Raw genomic sequence first — 22,004 nt, forward strand, 5'->3', positions numbered from 1 at the left:
CGTGGGGCAGACCGCCCAGGATCGACGCCTGGCGGGCCGGGTTCTGGCCGCAGGCGGCGGTCAAGACGTGGCCGAGCAGGACTTCGTCGACCTGCTCCGGGGCGACGCCGGTATTGGCGAGGATATCCTGAATCACCTTGGCGCCCAGCTCGGCGGCGGGAATCCCGGCGAGCGACCCGCCGAAGGTGCCGATGGCGGTGCGGCGTGCCGCGACGATGACCACGTCTTGCATGTGAGACTCCTTGACTCGAGGACGAAATGCCCAGTCAGCATAGGAGAACCTTGTGCGCCGCGACAATTGCCAATCCGTCGAAATTTGACGGTGGGCAGCATTGTCGCGGCGGCGTGCCGGGCAGGCGACGCGGGCGTCTCTCCGCTTGCGCTCGCCCGGCGGCGGTCAGCGCGGCAGCGTGACCCTGACGTTGTCGATCAGGCGCGCCGGCCCCAGATGGGCAGCGGCGAGCAGCACGGCGTGGCGGGTGGTGTCGGTGACCGGCCCCAGATCGTCGGCGCGGCGCAGTTCCAGGTAGTCGGGCTTGAAACCCGCCTCGACCAGATGCGCGGTCCCCTCGCGCAGCGTGGTGGCGGGCTCGTCGCCACGCTCCAGCGCCTCGCGGGCCTGGGCCAGCATGGCGTAGAGACGCGGTGCCCGGGCGCGCTGACCGGCATCCAGGTAGCCGTTGCGCGACGACAGGGCCAGCCCGTCGTCGGCCCGCACGATGGGCACGCCGACGACCTCGATGGGGACGTGCAGATCGGCGACCATCTTGCGGATCACCGCGAGCTGCTGGTAGTCCTTTTCGCCGAAGCAGGCCAGGTCGGGCTGGAACAGATTGAACAGCATCGTCACCACCGTGGCGACGCCGTCGAAATGACCGGGGCGGCTGGCACCGCACAGGCCGTCGGAGACCCCGGGCACGCTGACCGTCGCTTGGCGGTCGGTGCCGTTGGGGTAGAGGGCCTCGGCGGGCGGCGCGAAGACCAGGTCGCAGCCGGCGGCCTCGAGCGCGGCGCAATCCGCGTCGAGGGTTCGCGGATAGCTGGCGTAATCCTCGCCGGGACCGAACTGCAGGGGATTGACGAAGATACTCGCCACCACGAAATCGGCACGCTGCCGGGCGGCGGCGACCAGCGCCAGGTGGCCGTCGTGGAGGTTGCCCATGGTCGGCGCCAGACCGATACGCCGTCCGCTGCGACGGACATCCGCCAGGGTGCGGCGCAGGCTCTCGATGTCGCTGAGGGTCTGCATCAGAAGGAGTGCTCCTTGGCCGGGAAGCGACGGGTCTTGACCGCGTCATGGTAGGCCCGGAAGGCGCCCTCGATCGACCCCGTATCGGTCAGGAAGTTCTTCGCGAAACGCGGGATGTAGCCGCTGCTCACGCCGATCACGTCGTGCATGACCAGGATCTGGCCGTCGGTATCGGCGCCGGCGCCGATGCCGATCACCGGGACGTCGAGCGCCGCCTGGGCGGCGCGGCCCAGGCTGGCGGGCACGCACTCGAGCAGGATCACCGAGGCGCCGGCCTCGACCAGGCGCCGGGCATCGGCGATCAGCCGCTCGGCGTGCTCGGCATCGCGCCCCTGGACCTTGAAGCCACCGAACTGATGCACCATCTGCGGGGTCAGGCCCAGGTGGGCGCATACCGGCACGCCGCGGCGGGTCAGCTCGCGGATCCCTTCGGCCATCCAGGCCTCGCCCTCGATCTTGACCATCTCGGCGCCCGCCCGCATCAGCGCTCCGGCGTCCTTGAGGAGACCCTCGAGGGAGGCGTTGCTCATGAACGGCAGGTCGGCCATCAACAGGCTCGTGCCCTTGGTGCGGGCCACGCAGCGGGTGTGGTAGACGATGTCGTCGAGCGTTACCGGCAGCGTGCTGGTATGGCCCTGGAGGACCATGCCCAGCGAGTCGCCGACCAGCAGGACCTCGATACCGGCCTGATTGGCGGCCTGGGCGAAGGAAGCATCATAGGCGGTCAGGCAACTGAACGGTTCGCCGGCGCGCTTGGCCGCCTGCAGCGTGCTCAGAGTGACGGTTTTCATGACTGGCGTTCTCGTCGGCTTGGCAAATGGCGCCCGGCTCGGGGACGCCAACGGGCGTGAGCGTTACTGCTGCTGTTACCCGTTACAGGGCAGGAAGTGTGGAATGGTAACAAAAGCGCTGCAACCCTACTTTCGCGGTGACACCCGGTGCAACCCGTCGTCGCCGAGGGTCGCCGCCAGACGGGCGACGGGAACGCCGTCGAGTTTGAGGTCCGGGGCGATGTCGGCCAGCGGCACCAGCACGAAATTGCGCTCGCCGATGCCGGGATGCGGCAGCGTCAGCCGCGGCGAGGTCTGACGACGTTGTGCGTAGAGCAGCAGATCGAGATCCAGGGTGCGCGGCCCCCAGTGGCGCTGGCGGCGGCGGCGGTGGCGCTGCTCGAGCGCCTGCAATTGATCGAGCAGCGCCAGTGGCGACAGCCGCGTGATCAGCTTGGCGACGGCATTGATGAAGTCGGGCTGGTCCGCGGGACCCATCGGCGTACTGGCGTAGAGCGGCGATGCGCTGACCAGCCGGGTCGTCGGCAGGCGGTCGAGTTCCGAGAGGGCTCGTGTCACCTGGTCCCGAGGCCCCTCGAGGTTGCTGCCCAGGCCGACATAGGCCACCGGCAGCGCCTCTTCAGTCATGGTTGCCGGAGTCCGGGCGCGTGTTGTTGCGCCGACGCTTGCGGGGGCGGCGCTTGCGCGGGGCCGCAGTGCCCGCCGGGTCGGCGTCGACCTTGCCGAGCAGGCGCCGCTGGTCGTGCTCGTCGCCCTCCTGGAAGGCGGTCCACCAGTCGCCGAGGCCGGGCTTGACCTCGCCGGCCGCCTCGCGCAGCAGCAGGAAGTCGTAGGCGGCCCGGAAGCGCGGGTGCTCGAGCGTCTGGTAGGCGCGCTTGCCACGGCGGCGCGGCAGACGCTGCTGAAGATCCCAGATGTCGCGCATCGGCAGGCTGAAGCGCTTGGGGATCGAGGTGTGCTGGAGCTGGCGGGCGATGGCCTGCTGGGCGGCGGTCTGCTGGGCGGGGATCGGCGGCATGCCTTCCGCCTGCAGGCGCTGGACGCGCTGCTGCACGCCGGGCCAGAGCAGGGCGCCGAACAGGAATGCCGGCGTCACCGGGCGCTCCCGGCGCACGCGGTCGTCGGTGTTGGCCAGGGCCTGAATGATCAACGGCTCCGCCCAGTCGAGTTCGTCCAGGGTCTCGTCCGCCTCGGGGAACAGCATGGCGAACAGCCCGTAATCGCGCAGCAGATGATAGGTGGCGACGGCCTGGCCCGACATGAACAGCTTGAGCACTTCCTCGAACAGGCGTGCCGGCGGAATCTGCAGCAGCAACGGGGCGAGCTCGCGAATCGGCGCCTCGGTCGCCGGCGCCAGGGTGAAGTCGAGCTTGGCGGCGAAGCGGATGGCACGCAGCATGCGCACCGGATCTTCGCGATAGCGCACCTGAGGATCGCCGATCAGGCGTAGCGTGCGGTGCTCGAGGTCGTCGAGGCCGCCGGCCCAGTCGTGAAGCGAGAAGTCGGCAATGTTGTAGTACAGCGCGTTGACGGTGAAGTCGCGGCGCAGGGCGTCTTCCTCGACGTTGCCCCAGACGTTGTCGCGCAGCAGCAGCCCCGCTTCGGACTGTTGCGAGACGTGTTCGCCGTGGTCGTCGGTGTGGCGGCCGCGGAAGGTGGTGACCTCGATGATCTCGCGACCGAAGCGGACATGCACGATGCGAAAGCGCCGGCCGATGATCCGCGAATTGCGGAACAGGTCGCGCAACTCTTCCGGGGTGGCGTTGGTGGCGACGTCGAAGTCCTTGGGGGTCTGGCCGAGCAGGGCGTCGCGCAGGCAGCCGCCGACCAGATAGGCCTCGTACCCCGCGTTGTGCAGCCGATAGAGGACCTTGAGCGCGCTGTCGCTGAACAGCTGGCGCGAAATGTCGTGTTCTTCTCGGGGAATGATGCGAAGCCCGGGAGCCTTGCCGGTGCCATCCTGATTGCCGAACAGAGTCTTCAAACGTTCACCGGGGCGTTGGAGAAAGCGAGTAAATCCTTTGAACATGCCGCGATAGTGTCTCGCCGTTCGCGAAAAGGCCAGTGTAGCCGAGCGTCCGGAGGATGCAAAGCGTTACGACCATCGTCCGGCCAGGAACCATGAGAAAGGGGAGACCTTTCGGCCTCCCCTATCAAGCAATTCGACAGCATCCGTGCTGTTGATTCTTCTTCGTGATGGCGCATCGCCTTGAATACGCACCACAGTCACCAATTCGGAGTCATCAGGCAAGCAATGGTCTTGTTATTGGTCATCTTCCTGATGGCGACCGTCTCGTATTCAAAACAATAATCCAACCACGACGGCAGGGTGTCTGCCTTCCCCCGGCGATTTGTTGTTGTTGCCGGAGGTGCTCCTCAGACAGGTATTTGTCGTTGTTCGACCTGTGCGCGGAGCGTCGCGTCCCGATACGGTTACCGGATCGTCGCGGCCATTGTCGTTATTGTGGTCGCTCGCTTTCTCGACAGGCGGTTTATGGTTGTTGGGCCTGGAGAACGCGTGTCGTCGTCTCGGTTGTTCTTGTTGTTGCCGGACTGACGAAAATCCTTCCGACGAGCCTGTTGTTATTGTTGCCGTCGGTGGCATCCGGTTGTTGTTCTTCTTGCCCTGGTAGTTGCAGTGGTCATGCCAGATTCAGGTTTTTTCTTTAAAAACAATAGATTAAAGATATATGGTCGGAATCGGCGCCTCGGGAGGCCGTGCTGTGTTACCCCGAGTGCGCCGTTATGGGGAAAAAGCTGTGTGGGATGGTAACAAGTGGTGCGAACCCGCTGTCCGGGCCGGCCTTCGCGAGGCGCTCGGCGACGAAAATGCGTGTTAGACCATGGTATTGCCTGCCCAGCGGCGGCTCAGGCGGAGCGGGTGCGGGGGCTCTTCTTGCGGGGGATTCCCAGGCGCTGGCGACGCTCCCAGAGGCACTTGCGGCTGATGCCGAGCTTCTGGGCGAGCTCGGTCTCGCTCATCTGGTCCTGGTGCTCGAGCACGAAGTGCTGGAAGTAATCCTCCAGCGACAGGTCTTCTTCGGCCGCCTCCGGGGACGCCGCGCCACCCCCGCCCGGCGCGCTGCCGCGGGATGCCGCGGTTCTGGCGGGCATCGACACCGGATTGAGGCCCAGGTCCTCGGGGTGGATGAGGTTGCCCTCGGCCAGGATCACCCCGCGCTCGAGGGCGTTCTCCAGCTCGCGCACGTTGCCCGGCCAGGGGTAGTCGCGAATGTCGCGCCGCGCCGCGCGCGAGAGCTTCAGGCCGTCCCGGGCGTGGCGCCGGCAGGCGGCGGCGAGCAGGACATCGGCGATCTCGAGGATGTCGTCCTCGCGCTCGCGCAGCGGCGGCAGATCGATCTGCATCACGTTGAGGCGATAATAGAGATCGAGCCGAAACTCCCCGTTACGCGACAGCGCGTGCAGGTCGCGGTGCGTGGCGGCGATCAGGCGGACATCGACGTGGCGGGTCTCCACCGAGCCGATCTTGCGAATCTCGCCCTCCTGCAGCACGCGCAGCAGGCGCGCCTGGGCATCCAGCGGCAGCTCGCCGATCTCGTCGAGGAACAGCGTGCCGCCGTCGGCCGCCTCGACCAGGCCGGTGCGTGCCGCGCTGGCGCCGGTGAAGGCGCCCTTCTCGTGGCCGAACAGCTCGGACTCGATCAGCGTCTCGGGGATCGCCGCGCAGTTGACGCAGATCAGCGGCGCCTGGGCGCGGCGGCTCTGGCGGTGGATGGCCCGGGCGACCAGTTCCTTGCCGGTGCCCGATTCGCCCTGGATGAGCACGGTGACGTCGGCCGGGGCGGTCTTGCGAATCCGCGTGTAGACCGCCTGCATGGCCGGGCAGTCGCCGATCATGTCCTGGGGCGTGGCGTCCGCGGGGGCGGGCGGCGTGGCGGACGCCGGGGGCTCGCGGGTCGGCTCGTGAGCGTCGAGCGTTCTGGCCACGGTGGCGAGCAGCTCGTCGTGATCGAAGGGTTTGGCGATGTAGTCGACCGCGCCCTGCTTGAGGGCGTCGACCGCCGAACGCATGCTGGCATAGCTGGTCATGATCAGCACCGGCACCGGCGCAGCGGCATCGATCAGCGCGGTGCCGGGGTCGCCGGGCAGGCGCAGGTCGCTGATGATCAGGTCGAAGTTCCTGAGCTCGAGACGACGTGCCTCGGCCACCGACTCGGCTTCGCTGACGATATACTCGTGACGCTCCAGGAGCCGACGCAAGGCGGTACGGATGATGGCTTCGTCTTCAACGATCAGGATCTGGCTCATCAGCATCTCTGTCAGCGTGAGGGGCTTGGGGCAGCCACAGGCTTATGCGGGTGCCGTGACCGAGTTCGGGCAGGGGCGATTCGACGCGTACCTGGCCATGATGCTCCTGGACGATGCTGTAGACCAGCGACAGACCGAGCCCGGTGCCCTCGCCCGGGGGCTTGGTGGTCGTGAAAGGCTCGAAGAGGTGGTCGCGGATCGAGGCGTCGATGCCGTGACCGGCGTCCGTCACCGTGATCCGCACGCCACCGTCGTGACGTCTCGCGTCGACCACCACCAGACCGCCGGGAGGACTGGCGTCCCGCGCATTGCCGAGCAGGTTGACCAGCACCTGGACCAGGCGCTGGGCATCGCCCTGCACGGTCAGGGCCGCGGGGCATGCATTGCGATATTCGATATCCTGGCCCGAGCGGGCCAGACGTATCAAGTGCAACGCCTCGTCGGCGATCGCCTGCACGTCGAGGGTGGCATGGCGTGATCCGGCGTTGCCACGATCGCCGCCATGGGCGAAGCCGACCAGCGAGCCGACGATGCGCGAGACACGGTCGGTGAGTGCCTGGATCTGGTGGGCGGTATCCAGCACCAGGGCGTCGTCGGTGTCGTAGCGCAGGTTCTGCGCCAGCGAGGAGATCCCGGTAATGGGGTTGCCGATCTCGTGGGCGACGCCGGCGGCGAGACGCCCGATCGACGCCAGTCGCTCGGCGTGGACCAGCTCGTCCTCCAGCCACTTCATCTCGCTGTGGTCCTCGATCAATACCACCGTGCCGCCGCGTTCGTCGTCCTCGACGGCCAGGTCCGCCGTGTGCAGGGTCAGGTAGCGGGTGCCCCCGACGAGTTCCACCGGCTGCTTGTAGAGGTGGCTGCCGGGGCGCTCGAAGGTCCGCTCGAGCAGTCCCGCCCAGGGCGCCGGCAGGCTCTCGCGCCGCGCGCCGATCACGCTGGCGCCGGCGATGCCCGAGAGCCGGGCCAGGGCGTCGTTCCACATCAGCAGTTCGTCGTCGTCGCCGAACGCGCACAGGCCGATGGGCAGCTGGGTCAGCGTGCGGCGATGGTAGCGGCGCAGGCCGTCGAGTTCGCGGGCGAGGCCGGTGAGCCGCGAGCGGTAGGCCTCGAGCAGGCTTTCCACGTAATGCACGTCGTCGGTCGCCGCCTTCGGCCCCTGCTGATAGGGCAGGAAGCGGTCGACGATGTCGCGCGCCACCGAGGGGCCCATCAGCCCCGAGAGGTTGGCCTGCAGGCGGCCACGCAGGCGCCGCAACGCATAGGGCCGGCTCTCCTGGGGCGACATGCCCAGCGCGTCGAGCGCGGCGTCCACCTCGCGGTCGGCGACCTCGGGGCCCAGGGCGTCACTGAGATGACGCTTGAAGTCCTCGCCGGTGCGCGCGCTGAGCGGCAGTCGCTTGGGCCGGATCACCGCATCCACCGAGCAGGCCTCGGCGGCGGCGCGCTCGGCCTCCGAGGTACGGGTGACCAGCGAGACCAGGATCAGCGTCAGGGTGTTGGCGGCCAGCGAGATCAGCGTCACCGTGTACCACACCGGCTCGCCGGCGAGCAGTTCGAGGCCGGGCGGGATGAACAGCAGCGCCGGCCAGCCGGTGAGCATCGGCAGCCACTGGCCGGCCAGCCACAGCAGGCTGCCGGCGATCAGCCCGCAGACCATGCCCTTGCGGTTGGCGCCCGGCCAGTAGAGCAGGGCCAGCATGCCCGGCAGGAACTGGGCGATACCCACGAAGGCCACCAGGCCCAGGCTGGCGAGGTCGTGCTCGCCGCCCAGCGCCCGGTAGAACACCCAGCCGCCGAGAATCACCGCGACGATCAGTACCCGGCGCAGCCCCAGCAGCCAGCGGTAGAGGTCGTCGTGGCGGCCGGGCGGGTGCGCGACCAGCACCAGATGGTTGAGCACCATCCCCGCCAGCGACAGGGCGATCACGATCAGCGTGCCGCACACGGCGGCGAGACCGGCCAGCAGGGCGAGGCCGGCGAGCCCGGGGGTGTCGAACAGCGTGAACACCAGGTAGGCGAGCCCGGCCTGGGGGGGCGCGACGTCGCGATACTGCGCCGCCCAGAGAATCAGCGGGGCCGGCAGCGCCATCAACAGCAGATAGAGCGGCAGTTGCCAGCTCGACTGCAACAGCGCCTGGCGAGACGGGGCCTGGGCGAAGGCCATGTGGAACATGTGGGGCGACAGGAAGGCGGCGGCGAAGAACAATAACAGCAGGGTGCGCCATTGCCCCGGATCGAGACGCCGGGCGATCACCTGGAAGGATTGCCCCGGGCCGTCGAGCCAGTGCTGGAGATCGCCCGGACCGGCGAACACACCGTACAGGGCGACGCCGGCCAGCACCAGCAGTGCCACCAGCTTGACCAGCGACTCGACGGCGACCGCGGCGACCAGGCTGGCATGGTCGGCGGTGAGATGCGTGCGTCGCGCGCCCAGCACCAGGGCCATCGCCGCCACCAGGGCACAGAACAGCAGCGCCAGGAGGGCGGGCGAGGCGCTGCCGGTGAGCAGGTGAGCGACATCGCCCACCACCCGGACCTGCTGGGCGAGCAGCGGCAGCACGGCGAGCAGGGTGATCAGCGTGACCAGGGCGCCGATCCAGCGGCTGCGGAAACGAAAGGCGAACAGGTCGGCCAGGGACGCCAGCTGGTAGGTGCGGGTCAGGCGCAGGATGGGCACCAGCAGCACCGGGGCCAGCAGGAAGGCGCCGGCCACGCCCAGGTAGAAGTCCAGGTAGCCGTAGCCGATCTGCGTCGCCAGGGCGACGCTGCCGTAGATCCCCCAGGCGTTGACGTAGATGCCCAGCGACAACCCGTAGACCAGCGGATGATGGACGACCCGGGCCGGAATCCAGCCGCGCCGCGTCGCGCCGGCGACGACGAGCAGCAGGGCCAGGTAACCGACGACCAGGGCCGTCAGGCCGGCCAGGCTAATGCTCATCGAGCTTCCTCTTTTGCTCCAGCCATACCGACAGCGCGATCAGCGCGCCCCAGATCAGAAACGGCCGGTACCAGGCCATGCCGGGGACGGCCCAGCCGCTCATCAGCATCGGCGACAATAGATAGCCGCCGAAGACCAGGAACAGCATGATGCGGTAGACGTACATCCGGGTACCTGCAGGAAAGCGGAGGCCCGAGTGTAGGGAGGGGCGTTGTCCGGCTCAACCCGACCTGAGTCGCAGGGGCCCGGGCCCGGTGGCGTCACGGCTCAGGGGCGGGGCATGCGGTGGTGCTTCTGCGCGCGCAGGCGCGCGGGGTCCCAGCGCGCGATGGCGTGAGCCAACTGCTCGGCGACCGGTGCCTCGCGCAGGGTTGTCGGGGGCTGCTGCTCGAGGGCGATCAACGCCTCGTGAAGCCAGCGATTCACCGCGCCCGGCGCTGTCGGCAGGGCCGGGGCGAGGTTCTGCTTGGACAGCTTCTGGCCGTTGGCGGCGACGATCAGCGGCAGGTGCAGGTAGCGCGGCGTGGCCATGCCCAGGGCGGCCTGTAGCTGTAGCTGCCAGGGGGTGTTGTCGAGCAGGTCGACGCCGCGCACCACGTCGGTGATGCCCTGGTCGGCATCGTCGACCACCACCGCCAGCTGGTAGGCCCACAGGCCTTCCTTGCGCTTGAGCACCACATCGCCGAAATCGACGGGGTCGAAGCGCTGCTCGCCGAACAGCCGGTCCTGCCAGCCGACCGGACGTGGCCCGCGGTCGGTGCGCAGGCGCCAGGCCACCGGGCGGTGAGGATGACGCAGGCCGTCGCGACACCAGCCGGGGTAGATCGGGTAGTCGCGCCATTCCTTGCGCGAGCAGCTGCAGGGATAGGCGAGGCCGGTCTCGGCGAGCCGTTCGAGAGCGGCCTGGTAGGCCACGTCGCGAGCGTGCTGGTAGCGGATTTCGCCGTCCCAGTGAAGGCCGTAGGTCTCGAGCTGGCGTCGGATCGTCTCGCTGGTGCCGGGCGGGCAGCGCGGCGGGTCGACGTCCTCGATGCGCAGCAGCCACTCGCCACCGGCGTGGCGGGCATCGAGGAAGCTCGCCAGCGCGGCGACCAGCGAGCCGAAGTGCAGTGGCCCGGAGGGGGTGGGCGCGAAGCGGCCTCGATAACCGGACATCGGGCTCTCCTGAAAGGCAAACGGGCGCCCAGGGGCGCCCGTGATATCGAGAAGCGGGAGCGATCAGCCGCCCAACTGCTTCTCCTTGAGTTCCGCCAGGGTCTTGCAGTCGACGCACAGGGTGGCGGTGGGGCGCGCCTCGAGGCGGCGGATGCCGATCTCGACGCCGCAGGCCTCGCAGAAGCCGTAGTCGTCCTCGTCGATCTTCTCGAGGGTCTCGTTGATCTTCTTGAGCAGCTTGCGCTCGCGGTCCCGGGTCCGCAGTTCCAGGTTGAAGCCCTCTTCCTGCGTGGCGCGGTCGGCCGGGTCGGCGTAATTGTTGGCGTCTTCCTGCAGGTGGCGAACCGTGCGGTCCACCTCCTCCATGAGATCCTGTTTCCAGCCGAGCAGGATCTGGCGGAAGTGCTCGAGCTGATTGTCGTTCATGTACTCTTCACCCGGCGCCGGCTCGTACGGGGTGAATTTCTTGGGCGCTTCCGTTTTCTGTTCCGCTACTGGCATGGGGCTGCCTCATTACTCACAGTGACTTGGGCCGGGGCCCGGCCGCTCGGATCGCGCGTCGGCGTGCCCGACGGGTCCGCGGATGGCATGCCCACCCGAAGCCTTGCTTATTTAGCGAAAAAGCCGGCGCATTGCAACCACCGGCGTCGCCCGAGCGGCCCGGGATTGACGCGGGTCGTTACCACGGGCCAACTGGTCGGTCCGCCCCGATGGCGGCAACGAAACGAGGACAGCCATGAACTGGAATCCACGCGTCGAGCGGGTGCAACCGTTTCGCGTGATGCATCTGCTGGAGCAGGCCCAGGCCCGCGAGGCGGCCGGCCACGACGTCATTCATCTGGAGATCGGCGAGCCCGATTTCGCCACGCCCCGGCCGATCATCGAGGCCGGTCGGCAGGCGCTGGCCGAGGGCCATACGCGCTATACGCCGGCCGGCGGCATCCCCGCCCTGCGCGAGGCGATCGCCGGGCATTACGCCGAGCGCTTCGGCGCGACGGTCGATCCGGCCCGGATCCTGGTCACCCCCGGCGCCTCCGGCGCGCTACTGCTGGCCAGCCAGCTGCTGGTGGGGCGCGGCGACCGGGTATTGATGGCCGACCCGACCTACCCGTGCAACCGTCACTTCATGGCCCTGGCCGATGCCGAGGTGGATTGCGTGGCGGTGGGCGACGACAGCGGCTGGCAGCTCGACGCCGGCCTCGTCGAGCGCCACTGGCAGCCGGCGACCCGTCTGGCGATGCTCGCCTCGCCCTCCAACCCCACCGGGCACGTGCTCGACGCCGAGGCACTGCGCGCCGTGGCCGATGTCGTCGCGCGGCGCGATGGTGCCCTGCTGGTCGACGAGATCTATCAGGGGCTGAGCTACGACGTCGAGCCGGTCAGCGCGGCGGCGGTGGCCCCCGAGGCGTTCGTCGTCAACAGCTTCTCGAAGTACTTCGGCATGACCGGCTGGCGACTGGGCTGGCTGGTGGCCCCCGAGGCGGCCGTGGAACCGCTGAGCCGGCTGGCGCAGAACGTCTTCCTCGCCGCGCCGACGCCGTCGCAGCATGCCGCGCTGGCGGCCTTCACGCCGGCATGCACGGCGGAACTCGAAGAGCGCCGCCGCGAGTTGCACCGCCGCCGCGACGCCCTGCTGGCGGGACTCGGGCGCCTCGGGCTGGCGCCGGCGGTGCCGCCCCAGGGCGCCTTCTACCTGTGGCTCGACGTGTCGCAGTACACCCGCGACAGCCAGGCCTTCTGCCAGCGGCTGCTCGAGACCGAGAACGTCGCCATCACGCCGGGCGTCGACTTCGCCGTGCGCGGCGGCGAGCACCACGTGCGCATCGCCTTCACCAACGACGTCGCGCGGCTCGAGGAAGCGGTGGAGCGCCTCGGCCGCTTCCTGGCGCGGGAGGGGCGCTGACGTGGACTACCCCGAGCTCGTCCCCGGCACCCTGCGCCGGCGCTACAAGCGCTTCCTCGCCGATGTCGAGCTGGCCGACGGCACGCTGGTCGTGGCCCACTGCCCGAATACCGGCTCGATGCGTGCGGTCAATGTGCCGGGCTGCCGAGTGTGGCTGTCGCCGAGCACCAACCCGGCCCGCAAGCTGGCCTGGACCTGGGAGCTGATCGAGCTGCCGCAGGCGGCGGGCGGGGTGGCGACGGCCTCCGTGCATACCGGGCGCACCAACGCCATCGTCGAGGAGGCGCTGCGTGCCGGGCGCATCGAGCCGCTGGCCGGTTACGCCGCGCTCAAGCGCGAGGTGAAGGTCGAAGGCGCCCGACGTAGCGACGCCCGACTCGACTTCCGGCTCGACGACCCACAACGCGGCACCGCCTTCGTCGAGGTCAAGCAGGTCACCCTCAAGGAGCGCGACGGTCACGGCTACTTTCCCGATGCGGTGAGCGAGCGCGGTACCCGGCACCTCGAGACGCTGGCCGGGCTGGCCGCCGCCGGGCAGCGCGCGGTGCTGCTTTTCTGCGTCGCCCACGAGGGCATTCACGATGTCGCCCCGGCCGCGCATCTCGACCCGCGTTATGCCGAGACCCTGCGACGCGTCGCGGACGCGGGCGTCGAGGTGCTGGCCTACGGCTGTCGGGTGGGGCGGCGCGACGAACGGCCGGTGACCATCGAACTGGCTGGCCGTCTACCGGTGTCACTGCACCGCGAGATACACGACCCCGGCCTCGTCGACTGACACCGCCAGGGCGTCAACCGCTCGCCCTGGCAGGGGCTGGACAGGCATTCGCCGCTAGCGGTCAGCTCTGCTGGCGCGCATGGCCGCGGCCGACCCGGAAGATCGCGATCTCGCCGAACAGGTTGGGCCACAGCCGACTGCTCCAGTGGCTCTGGTGCGCGCCGTTGCCCACCGCGCGGTCGGTGATGACCAGCTGCTTGTCGAGACACAGCCGTTCGAAGTCGTTGAAGGTCGACAGGTGGATGTTGGGGGTGTCGTACCAGGCATGGGGCAGGGTGCGCGACACCGGCATGAAGCCCTTGAAGCCCAGGTAGAGGCGGTGGCGCCAGTAGGCGAAGTTGGGGAAGGTGATGATCGCCTCGCGGCCGATGCGCAGCATCTCGTCGAGCATCAGGTCGGGGCGCCGCAGGGCCTGCAGTGCCTGGGTCATGATCACCAGGTCGTAGGCGTCGTCGTCGAAGTTGGCCAGGCCCTGATCGAGGTCCTGTTCGATGACGTTGACGCCGCGCTCCAGACAGGCGGTGATGCCGTCGGGGTCGATCTCCAGGCCGTAGCCGAAGACGTCCTTGTCGCGGGCCAGGGCGTCGAGCAGCGTGCCGTCGCCGCAGGCCAGGTCGAGCACCCGGGCGCCGTCGTGGACCCAGTCGTGAATCAGCGTGAGATCGGCGCGCATCACGAGCCCTCCAGGCCGAGGTCGCGGGCCACGCGCTTCATGAAACCGCCGAACACCGCCTGGTAGCGGGTATCGGGGAGCAGGAAGGCGTCGTGGCCGTACAGGGAGTCGATGGCCGCGTAGCTGACCGGCTTGCCGGCGCGCACCAGGGCGTCGACCAGCTCCTGAGAGCGTTCCGGGGCGAAGCGCCAGTCGGTCGAGAAGCTGACCACCAGGAAGCGACAGGTGGCCGGCGCCAGGGCCGCGGCCAGGTCCCCCTGGTGTGCGGCCGCCGGATCGAAGTAGTCGAGCGCCTTGGTCATCAGTAGATAGGTGTTGGCGTCGAAGGCGGTGGAGAAGGTGTCGCCCTGGTAGCGCAGATAGGATTCGACCTGGAACTCGACGTCATAGCCGAAGTTGAGCTCGTCGCTGCGCAGGTCGCGACCGAACTTGGCGCCCATCGAGTGCTCGGAGAGGTAGGTGATGTGGCCGACCATGCGCGCCAGCTTGAGCCCGCGCTTGGGCACCGTGCCCTCGAGCGCGTACCAGCCGTCGTGGAAGTCGGGGTCCGAGCGGATCGCCTGGCGGGCGACCTCGTTGAAGGCGATGTTCTGCGCGGTCAGGCGCGGCGTGGCGGCGATCACCACGGCGTTGGCGATGCGTTCGGGATAGGCCAGCGCCCACTGCAGCACCTGCATGCCGCCCAGGCTGCCGCCGACCACCGCGGCGAAGCGTTCGATGCCCAGCCGGTCGGCGAGCCGGGCCTGACTGTTGACCCAGTCGCCGACGGTCATCACCGGAAACTCGGGGCCCCACAGGCGGCCGGTATCGGGGTTGACGCAGCATGGCCCGGTACTGCCGTGGCAGCCGCCCAGGTTGTTCAGCGAGATGACGAAGAAGCGCTCGGTGTCGATGGTCTTGCCGGGACCGATATGGGCGTCCCACCAGCCGGGCTTGCGCTCGTCCGCGCTGTGATAGCCGGCGGCATGGTGATGGCCCGACAGGGCGTGGCAGATCAGCACCGCGTTGTCGCGTGCGGCGTTGAGCTCGCCGTAGGTCTCGTAGACCAGATCGTAGGCCGGCAGGGTCTTGCCGCAGGCCAGCGGCAGCGGGTCGTCGAAGTGCTGCTGCTGCGGCGTCACCAGGCCGACCGAGTCGGCGGGAAGCGTCTCGGGCATGAAGCGTCAGTGTCCAGTTCGGCGCAGGGCCTTTGCGGCCCTGTCTCTCGTTGTCTTGGCCGCGCGGCGGTTACAGGCCGACCAGGACGCCGGAAATGCCGGCGGCGCGGGTCAGCGAGCCGACCACGATCCCATCGATCAGGTTGATGACGATGAACACCACGATCGGCGAGAGGTCGATCATGCCCAGCGGCGGAATCACCCGGCGCACCGGCGCCATGATCGGTTCGACCAGTTGCATGATCAGCAGGGCCCCCGGATGGCTGGCGTTCGGCGCCACCCAACTGAGGATGATCATGCCGATCAGCGCGAAGAAGTAGATCTTGAGGATCGCACTGGCCAGCGCCGCCACCGAGGCGATGGCGATGCCGCCCAGCGGCGGAAGACCGCCGATCGCCACCTGCACGATCAACGCGATGCTCAGCGCCTTGATGATGAAACCGGCGCCCAGGGTGGCGAGATCGATGCGGCCCATCGGGCGCAGGAAGCTCTGCAGCGGCTTGACCACCGGCTGGGTCACCTTGACCACCGCCTGGCTGATCGGGTTGTAGTAGTCGGCACGCGATGCCTGCAGCAGGAAGCGCAGCATCAGCAGGAACAGGTAGATGTTGATCAGGGTGTTGACCAGCATCAGGCCGGCGCTTCCCAGTTGACTGCCCATGAATCCCCTCCGTTATCGGTTCGGCGTCTTGCCCAGTTCGCTGGCCATCTCGCGGGCCCGCGCGGCACAGGCCTCGGTCGCCTCGGCGAACAGGGCCCGCAGGCCGCCGTCTTCCAGGCAGTGGATGGCACGTTCGGTGGTCCCGCCCGGCGACATCACGTTCTGGCGCAGCCGGGCCGGCTCGACGTCGCTGCGTTGCGCCATCGTGGCGGCGCCGAGGCCGGTCTGCAAGGCCAGGCGGCGGGCGGTCTCGGCGGGCAGGCCGAGGCGCTGACCGGCTTCCTCGAGGGCCTCGAAGATCAAGAAGAAGTAGGCCGGGCCGCTGCCCGACACCGCGGTGACCGCCTCCAGCAGGGCTTCGTCGTCGACCCACTCGACGAGACCCACCGCCTCCAGCAGGGTGGTGGCGAGCTCGCGCTGGGCGTCGCTGACGCGGGCATTGGCGAACAGCCCGCTGGCGCCGGCACCCACCAGCGACGGGGTGTTGGGCATGCAGCGCACCACGGCGAGACCGCCGCCGAGCCATTCGTCCAGCGTCTCGGCGGTGAGACCGGCGGCCACCGAGACGATCAGCGGGCGTCGCGCCTGGATGGCGTCGCGCAGGCCGGCGCAGACGTCGTGCATCATCTGCGGCTTGACCGCCAGGACCACCACGTCGGCCTCGGCGACCGCGGCGGCGTTGTCGGTCGCGGTATGAATGCCGTAGTCGGCGGCGAGCGTCTCCAGGCGCTGTTCATCGGGGCTGGTCGCGGTGATCGCGGTGGCCGGATAGCCGCTGTCGATCATGCCGCCGAAGATGGCGCTGGCCATGTTGCCGGCGCCGATGAAGGTGACTTGGCTTGCCATGCGGGAGTCCTCTGCTTGGCGTGAATTGGGTCAGGGATGCGGCGCGCGGGCGCCGAAGATGGCGGTGCCCAGCCGGACCAGCGTGGCCCCTTCCAGGACGGCGGCTTCCAGGTCGTCGCTCATGCCCATCGACAGGGTATCCAGGGCGAGGGACGGATGCCGCGCATTGAGGGTGTCGCGCAACCGACGCAGGTGGGCCAGCGGGCGGCGTTGGGCCTCGAGGTCGTCGCTGGGCGCGGGAATCGCCATCAGGCCGCGCAGTGTCAGGTTGGGCAGATCGGCGACCGCCAGGGCCAGGGACTCGAGTTCCTCGGGGGCGACGCCCGACTTGCTGGACTCGCCGCTGACGTTGACCTGCAGGCAGACGTTGAGCGGGCCATGGTCGGCGGGGCGCTGTTCCGAGAGCCGCCGGGCGACCTTGAGGCGGTCGACACTATGCACCCAGGTGAAGTGCTCGGCCACGGCGCGCGTCTTGTTGGATTGCAAAGGGCCGATGAAATGCCAGACGATAGCGTCGAGATCGGCGAGTTCGGCCTGCTTGTCGAGGGCTTCCTGAAGGTAATTCTCGCCGAAGTCGCGCTGGCCGGCGTGGTAGGCCTCGCGGATCGCGCCGGCGGGCTTGGTCTTGCTGACGGCCAGTAGTTGGGCGTCGTCGTCGGGGCGCTGCGCTCGTTCCAGGGCCGCGGCCAGACGTCGACGGGCGCGCGACAGTGATTCACTGACCTGAGCGTCTGGCATACTGGCGTCGACCTCAACAAGAAACAAACGAAAGCAGGGGAGTGCATGGATATTACCGAATTACTGGCGTTCTCGGCAAAGCAGAACGCCTCCGACCTGCACCTGTCGGCGGGCCTGCCGCCGATGATCCGCGTCGATGGCGACATCCGGCGCCTCAATGTGTCGGCGCTGGAGGACCGCGAGGTCCGCAAGATGATCTACGACATCATGGGCGACAAGCAGCGCCGCGACTACGAGGCCTACCTGGAGACCGACTTCTCCTTCGAGGTGCCGGGCGTGGCGCGCTTTCGTGTCAACGCCTTCCACCAGGATCGCGGTGCCGGCGCGGTGTTCCGGACCATTCCCGGACGCGTGCTGACCCTCGAGGAGCTCGAGCTGGGCGAGGTGTTCCGCCACTTCTCGCAACTGCCGCGGGGGCTGGTACTGGTGACCGGCCCCACCGGCTCGGGCAAGTCGACGACGCTGGCGGCGATGATCGACTACATCAACGACACCCAGCACCACCATATCCTGACGATCGAGGATCCGATCGAATTCGTGCATGCCAGCAAGCGCAGCCTGGTCAACCAGCGCGAGGTCCATCGCCATACCCAGGGCTTCACCCAGGCGCTGCGCTCGGCGCTGCGCGAGGATCCCGACGTGATCCTGGTCGGCGAGCTGCGCGACCTGGAAACCATTCGGCTGGCGCTGACCGCGGCGGAAACCGGCCATCTGGTGTTCGGCACCTTGCACACCACCTCGGCGGCCAAGACCATCGATCGCGTCATCGACGTCTTCCCGGGCGACGAGAAGGCGATGGTGCGCTCGATGCTTTCCGAATCGCTGCAGGGGGTGATCTCGCAGACGCTGCTCAAGCGTCACGGCGGGGGGCGGGTCGCCGCCCACGAGATCCTGGTGGCGACCTCCGCGGTGCGCAACCTGATTCGCGAGGACAAGGTGGCGCAGATCTATTCGGCGATCCAGACCGGCGGCAATCTGGGCATGCAGACGCTGGATACCGCGCTGGCCAAGCTGGTCAGCCAGAACGTGGTCAGCCGACAGGAAGCCCAGGCCAAGGCCAAGGGGCACCTGCCGGAAGCCTGACCATGACCCCGGGATGCCACGGACGAGGAGCGCGGCGATGACCCCCGCTGAATGGCTGCAGCAGTTGCTGGACATCATGATCGACAAGCAGGCCTCGGACATGCTGATCTCGACCAACGCGCCGGCCTCGCTGAAGATCAGCGGCAAGCTGGTGGCGCTGGGCGAGACGGCGCTGTCGATCGGTCAGGTGCGCGAACTGGTGTTGGCGGCATTGCCCGAGGGGTTGCGCACGCGCTTCGAGGCCGAGCACGAGGCCAACTTCGCGCTCAGCCTGCAGGGCAAGGGGCGCTTCCGGGTCAGCGCCTTCTACCAGCGCAGTCAGATGGCCATGGTGATTCGCCGCATCGCCTTCGACATCCCCGGCCTCGACGCGCTCGCGCTGCCGGCCGCGCTGGGCGAGCTGGCGCTGCTCAAGCGCGGCCTGGTGTTCGTCGTCGGCGGCACCGGCACCGGCAAGTCGACCACCCTGGCGTCGATGATCCAGCATCGCAACGAGACGGCCGGTGGCCACATCATCTGCATCGAGGACCCGATCGAGTACATTCATCCGCACCGCCGCGCGATCATCAACCAGCGCGAGGTGGGCATCGACACCGAGTCCTTCGAGGTGGCGCTGAAGAACGCCCTGCGCCAGGCACCGGACGTGATCATGATCGGCGAGATCCGCACCCGGGAGACCATGGAACAGGCGCTGACCTTCGCCGAGACGGGCCATCTGTGCCTGGCCACGCTGCATGCCAACAATGCCAACCAGGCGCTGGAGAGGATCATTCACTTCTTCCCCGGCGAGCGCCACGAGCAGGTCTGGCTGGACCTGTCGCTCAACCTGCAGGCGGTGGTCGCCCAACAGTTGTTGCCGCGGCAGGATGGCAAGGGCCGCGTGGCGGCGATCGAGGTGCTGCGCCGTTCGCCGCTGATCGGCGACCTGGTGCGCAAGGGGGAGGTGGGCGAGATCAAGGCGCTGATGGCGCGCTCGCGCGACCTGGGCATGCAGACCTTCGATCAGGCGCTGTTCGAGCTGTATCGACGCGGCGATATCAGCGAGGACGTGGCGCTGGTGCACGCCGAATCGGCCAACGACCTGCGCATGATGATCAAGTTCGCCGATGGCGAACAACGCGGCGTGGACGAGGCGATGAATGCCGCCGACCGGTTGTCGCTGCGCGACAGCGACGACTACTGAGCGTCTGGCGCGCCGGGCGACTCAGGCGCTGTAGACACCGCCCAGCACGCGCGGCCCGGCGGCGCCCGTCACCGCGGGGAGGTTGCCGGGCAGACCTTCCAGGCGTCGCCAGGCCAGCCAGGCGAAGGCGCCGGCCTCCAGCCAGTCGGCCGACCAGCCGAACGTCTGGCAATCGGCCAGCATCAGGGTCGGCAGCTGGCGGCCCAGGCGTTGCAGCAGATCGGCGTTGTGGGTGCCGCCGCCGCAGGGAATCAGGGTGGCGGGCACCGGGCCGAGAGTCTGAGCGACGCCCAGTGCGACACTCCTTGCGGTCAGTTCGGCGAGGGTCGCCTGCACGTCCTGCGGCGCTTCATGACCGCTCAGGTGGGCCTCCAGCCAGGCGAGGTGGAAGTATTCGCGGCCGGTGCTCTTGGGCGGGTGCCGGGCGAAGAAGGGGTCGGCCAGCAGACGCTCGAGCAGGGCGGTATCGACGCTTCCGCCGGCGGCCCAGCGGCCGTCGGCATCGTAGTGGCCGTCGCCGTGATGACGGGCGTACCAGGCGTCGAGCAGGGTGTTGGCCGGCCCGGTATCGAAGCCGGTGACCGGCATCGCCCTCGAGCGGGGCGGCAGCAGGGTCAGATTGGCGAAGCCGCCCAGGTTGAGCACCACCCGCCATTCGGCGTCGTCCGCGAACAGCGCGGCATGAAAGGCCGGTGCCAGTGGCGCGGCCTGCCCGCCGGCGGCCAGGTCGCGGCGGCGGAAGTCGCCGACCACGCGGCAGCCGGTCAGCTCGGCGAGCAGGCTGGGGTTGTCGAGCTGGCAGGTGTAGGGCGCTTCGCCCTGCGGGGCGTGCTCGATGGTCTGGCCGTGGCTGCCGATCGCGGCGATCGCGCCGGCGTCCAGCCGGTTGCGCTCGAGCAACTGCTCGACCGCCTCGGCCTGCACGTGGCAGAAGGCCTGTTCGGCGCTCGCCAGATCGGCGAAGCGCACTGCCTCGGCCTGGCACAGGGCCAGGAGCTGCTGGCGCAACGCCCCCGGCATGGCCACGCCCACGGCGTCGAGCAGTTCGACGTGCTCGGTGTCGCAGCGGACCAGGGCCGCATCGATACCATCCAGACTGGTGCCCGACATCAGGCCGACAAACAGGGGCATGGGCGTTTCTCTCCTTCGTTGACCGCGCTCAACCGTCACGTCGAGACATGCTACCATCTTGCTCCATTCGCCAGACCACCCTTATGACGGGCCACCATTTACGAGAGAGGGGTACGATGACCGACGTCGCCGATGCGCTGGCGCTGCTCAAGCGCGGCGCCCACGAGATCCTGCTCGAGGAGGAGCTGGAGAAGAAGCTCGCTTCCGGGCGCAAGCTGCGTATCAAGGCCGGCTTCGATCCCACGGCGCCGGACCTGCACCTCGGTCACAGCGTGCTGCTGACCAAGATGCGCCAGTTCCAGGACATGGGGCACGAGGTGATCTTCCTGATCGGCGACTTCACCGGACGGATCGGCGATCCCACCGGCAAGAACGTCACCCGCAAGCCGCTCACCGAGGAAGAGGTCAAGGCCAACGCCAGGACCTACCGGGAGCAGGTCTTCAAGGTGCTCGACCCCGACAAGACCATCGTCGCCTTCAATGCCGACTGGATGGGCAAGCTCTCGGCGGCGGACATGATCGAACTCGCCGCCCAGTCCACCGTGGCGCGGATGCTCGAGCGCGACGACTTCGAGAAGCGCTACAAGGCCAATCAGTCGATCTCGATCCACGAATTTCTCTACCCGCTGGTCCAGGGCTACGACTCGGTGGCCCTGGAGGCCGACGTCGAGCTGGGCGGGACCGATCAGAAGTTCAACCTGCTGATGGGGCGCGAGATCCAGAAGCACTTCGGCCAGGAGCCGCAGGTCGTCATCACCATGCCGCTGCTCGAGGGGCTGGATGGCGTGCAGAAGATGTCCAAGTCACTGGGCAACTACGTGGGGCTCGACGAGGCGCCGGGCACCATGTTCAACAAGCTGGTGTCGATGCCCGACAGCCTGATGTGGCGCTACTTCGAACTACTCTCGCTGAAGTCCAACGAGGAACTCGAGGCCCTCAAGCGTGACGTCGAGGCCGGCGCCAACCCGCGCGACATCAAGATGGCGCTGGCGCGCGAGCTGATCGGCCGCTATCACGGGGAAGACGCGGCGGCCAACGCGCATCGCAGTGCCGGCAACCAGCTCGCCGAGGGCGAGCTGCCCGAGGACCTGCCGGAGGTCACCGTCGATTTCGACGGTGAGCAGGCGCCGATCGCCGCGGTACTCAACCGCGCCAATCTGACCAACAACAGTGCCCAGGCCAAGGACATGCTCGGCAACGGCCGGGTCAAGGTCGATGGCGAGGTCGTCGCCAAGGACCACATGCTCGACACCGGCAGGAGCTATGTGATCCAGGCCGGCAAGAAGCGTTATGCGCGGGTCATTCTGAGCTGATGCGCATCGGCCCAGTCGCTGCTGAACGCCCGCCTCGCGCGGGCGTCTTGTTATCCACAAGGGGTTGGCGGGCGGCGGTCGTGACCGGGTGTGGATAAGCCGTCTCGGGCGGTCGTGAAATTTTTCTCGAACGAGG

At 68.4% G+C, this 22,004-nt stretch carries 21 protein-coding genes; 5 read left to right on the forward strand and 16 right to left on the reverse strand.

Annotation, left to right across the window (positions count from 1 at the left end):
* The 10 genes from D0901_RS00005 to dksA all read right to left on the reverse strand — a co-directional run.
* Nucleotides 1-232, reverse strand: a 232-nt coding sequence (locus tag D0901_RS00005; RefSeq protein WP_482194146.1) for a thiolase family protein, incomplete at its 3' end; no start/stop codon positions are given.
* A gap of 165 nt (nt 233-397) precedes the next feature.
* Entirely contained in the window at nt 398-1,249 is an 852-nt protein-coding gene (gene panC / locus D0901_RS00010) for a pantoate--beta-alanine ligase (RefSeq protein WP_129138244.1), read from the reverse strand.
* Complete coding sequence (gene panB, locus D0901_RS00015; protein ID WP_129138245.1) at nt 1,249-2,040, reverse strand: 3-methyl-2-oxobutanoate hydroxymethyltransferase; 792 nt, start codon at nt 2,038-2,040, stop codon at nt 1,249-1,251. The genes panC and panB overlap by 1 nt, the downstream gene beginning before the upstream one ends.
* 126 nt (nt 2,041-2,166) lie before the next feature.
* Entirely contained in the window at nt 2,167-2,667 is a 501-nt protein-coding gene (gene folK / locus D0901_RS00020) for a 2-amino-4-hydroxy-6-hydroxymethyldihydropteridine diphosphokinase (RefSeq protein WP_129138246.1), read from the reverse strand.
* Nucleotides 2,660-4,069, reverse strand: coding sequence for a polynucleotide adenylyltransferase PcnB (gene pcnB / locus D0901_RS00025; protein ID WP_129138247.1), 1,410 nt, complete (start codon nt 4,067-4,069; stop codon nt 2,660-2,662). The genes folK and pcnB overlap by 8 nt, the downstream gene beginning before the upstream one ends.
* A gap of 839 nt (nt 4,070-4,908) precedes the next feature.
* Entirely contained in the window at nt 4,909-6,309 is a 1,401-nt protein-coding gene (locus D0901_RS00030; RefSeq protein WP_129138248.1) for a sigma-54-dependent transcriptional regulator, read from the reverse strand.
* Nucleotides 6,287-9,250 carry an ATP-binding protein gene (locus D0901_RS00035; RefSeq protein ID WP_129138249.1) on the reverse strand — a complete coding sequence of 988 codons (2,964 nt, stop codon included), beginning with the start codon at nt 9,248-9,250 and terminating at the stop codon, nt 6,287-6,289. The genes D0901_RS00030 and D0901_RS00035 overlap by 23 nt, the downstream gene beginning before the upstream one ends.
* Entirely contained in the window at nt 9,240-9,416 is a 177-nt protein-coding gene (locus D0901_RS21030) for a hypothetical protein (protein ID WP_203234768.1), read from the reverse strand. Before D0901_RS21030 ends, D0901_RS00035 begins: the two co-directional genes overlap by 11 nt.
* Before the next feature lie 101 nt (nt 9,417-9,517).
* The gene (gluQRS, locus tag D0901_RS00040; RefSeq protein WP_129138250.1) at nt 9,518-10,405 is read right to left on the reverse strand and encodes a tRNA glutamyl-Q(34) synthetase GluQRS; all 888 of its coding nucleotides are present in this window, start codon (nt 10,403-10,405) and stop codon (nt 9,518-9,520) included.
* Nucleotides 10,406-10,468: 63 nt separating this feature from the next.
* A complete protein-coding gene (gene dksA, locus D0901_RS00045) occupies nt 10,469-10,906 on the reverse strand; it encodes an RNA polymerase-binding protein DksA (RefSeq protein ID WP_129138251.1) in 438 nt (145 codons plus the stop codon).
* 235 nt (nt 10,907-11,141) lie between these two features.
* Between dksA and D0901_RS00050 the strand changes: the two genes are divergently transcribed.
* Nucleotides 11,142-12,308, forward strand: a complete 1,167-nt coding sequence (locus D0901_RS00050; RefSeq protein WP_129138252.1) for a pyridoxal phosphate-dependent aminotransferase — start codon at nt 11,142-11,144, stop codon at nt 12,306-12,308.
* Nucleotide 12,309: 1 nt separating this feature from the next.
* Nucleotides 12,310-13,083, forward strand: a complete 774-nt coding sequence (sfsA, locus tag D0901_RS00055; RefSeq protein ID WP_129138253.1) for a DNA/RNA nuclease SfsA — start codon at nt 12,310-12,312, stop codon at nt 13,081-13,083.
* A gap of 61 nt (nt 13,084-13,144) precedes the next feature.
* Here sfsA and metW read toward each other — a convergent pair whose 3' ends face one another.
* The 5 genes from metW to D0901_RS00080 all read right to left on the reverse strand — a co-directional run bounded on the left by metW (nt 13,145) and on the right by D0901_RS00080 (nt 17,158).
* A complete protein-coding gene (gene metW, locus D0901_RS00060) occupies nt 13,145-13,756 on the reverse strand; it encodes a methionine biosynthesis protein MetW (protein ID WP_129138254.1) in 612 nt (203 codons plus the stop codon).
* A complete protein-coding gene (gene metX, locus D0901_RS00065; RefSeq protein WP_129138255.1) occupies nt 13,756-14,913 on the reverse strand; it encodes a homoserine O-succinyltransferase MetX in 1,158 nt (385 codons plus the stop codon). Before metX ends, metW begins: the two co-directional genes overlap by 1 nt.
* A 70-nt stretch (nt 14,914-14,983) precedes the next feature.
* Nucleotides 14,984-15,574, reverse strand: coding sequence for a YggT family protein (locus tag D0901_RS00070; RefSeq protein WP_129138256.1), 591 nt, complete (start codon nt 15,572-15,574; stop codon nt 14,984-14,986).
* 12 nt (nt 15,575-15,586) lie between these two features.
* Nucleotides 15,587-16,420, reverse strand: coding sequence for a pyrroline-5-carboxylate reductase (gene proC, locus D0901_RS00075; RefSeq protein WP_129138257.1), 834 nt, complete (start codon nt 16,418-16,420; stop codon nt 15,587-15,589).
* Between the two features lie 30 nt (nt 16,421-16,450).
* A complete protein-coding gene (locus D0901_RS00080) occupies nt 16,451-17,158 on the reverse strand; it encodes a YggS family pyridoxal phosphate-dependent enzyme (RefSeq protein WP_129138258.1) in 708 nt (235 codons plus the stop codon).
* 45 nt (nt 17,159-17,203) lie between these two features.
* Between D0901_RS00080 and D0901_RS00085 the strand changes: the two genes are divergently transcribed.
* Together D0901_RS00085 and D0901_RS00090 are read left to right on the forward strand one after the other, a co-directional pair.
* Nucleotides 17,204-18,241: a type IV pilus twitching motility protein PilT gene (locus D0901_RS00085; protein ID WP_129138259.1), complete on the forward strand. Its 1,038-nt coding sequence runs from the start codon at nt 17,204-17,206 to the stop codon at nt 18,239-18,241.
* A 37-nt stretch (nt 18,242-18,278) separates the two neighbouring features.
* Nucleotides 18,279-19,424 (forward strand): PilT/PilU family type 4a pilus ATPase, encoded by a 1,146-nt coding sequence (locus D0901_RS00090; protein ID WP_129138260.1) that lies wholly within the window; start codon nt 18,279-18,281, stop codon nt 19,422-19,424.
* Nucleotides 19,425-19,445: 21 nt separating this feature from the next.
* On the opposite strand, the gene D0901_RS00095 is transcribed toward D0901_RS00090, so the two are convergent.
* The gene (locus tag D0901_RS00095; RefSeq protein WP_129138261.1) at nt 19,446-20,555 is read right to left on the reverse strand and encodes an anhydro-N-acetylmuramic acid kinase; all 1,110 of its coding nucleotides are present in this window, start codon (nt 20,553-20,555) and stop codon (nt 19,446-19,448) included.
* Nucleotides 20,556-20,671: 116 nt separating this feature from the next.
* Here D0901_RS00095 and tyrS point away from each other — a divergent pair, with 116 nt between their 5' ends.
* A complete protein-coding gene (gene tyrS / locus D0901_RS00100; RefSeq protein WP_129138262.1) occupies nt 20,672-21,868 on the forward strand; it encodes a tyrosine--tRNA ligase in 1,197 nt (398 codons plus the stop codon).
* Nucleotides 21,869-22,004: the final 136 nt, after the last annotated feature.

The sequence above is a fragment of the Modicisalibacter coralii genome (assembly GCF_004117855.1).
GTDB lineage: Bacteria > Pseudomonadota > Gammaproteobacteria > Pseudomonadales > Halomonadaceae > Modicisalibacter > Modicisalibacter coralii.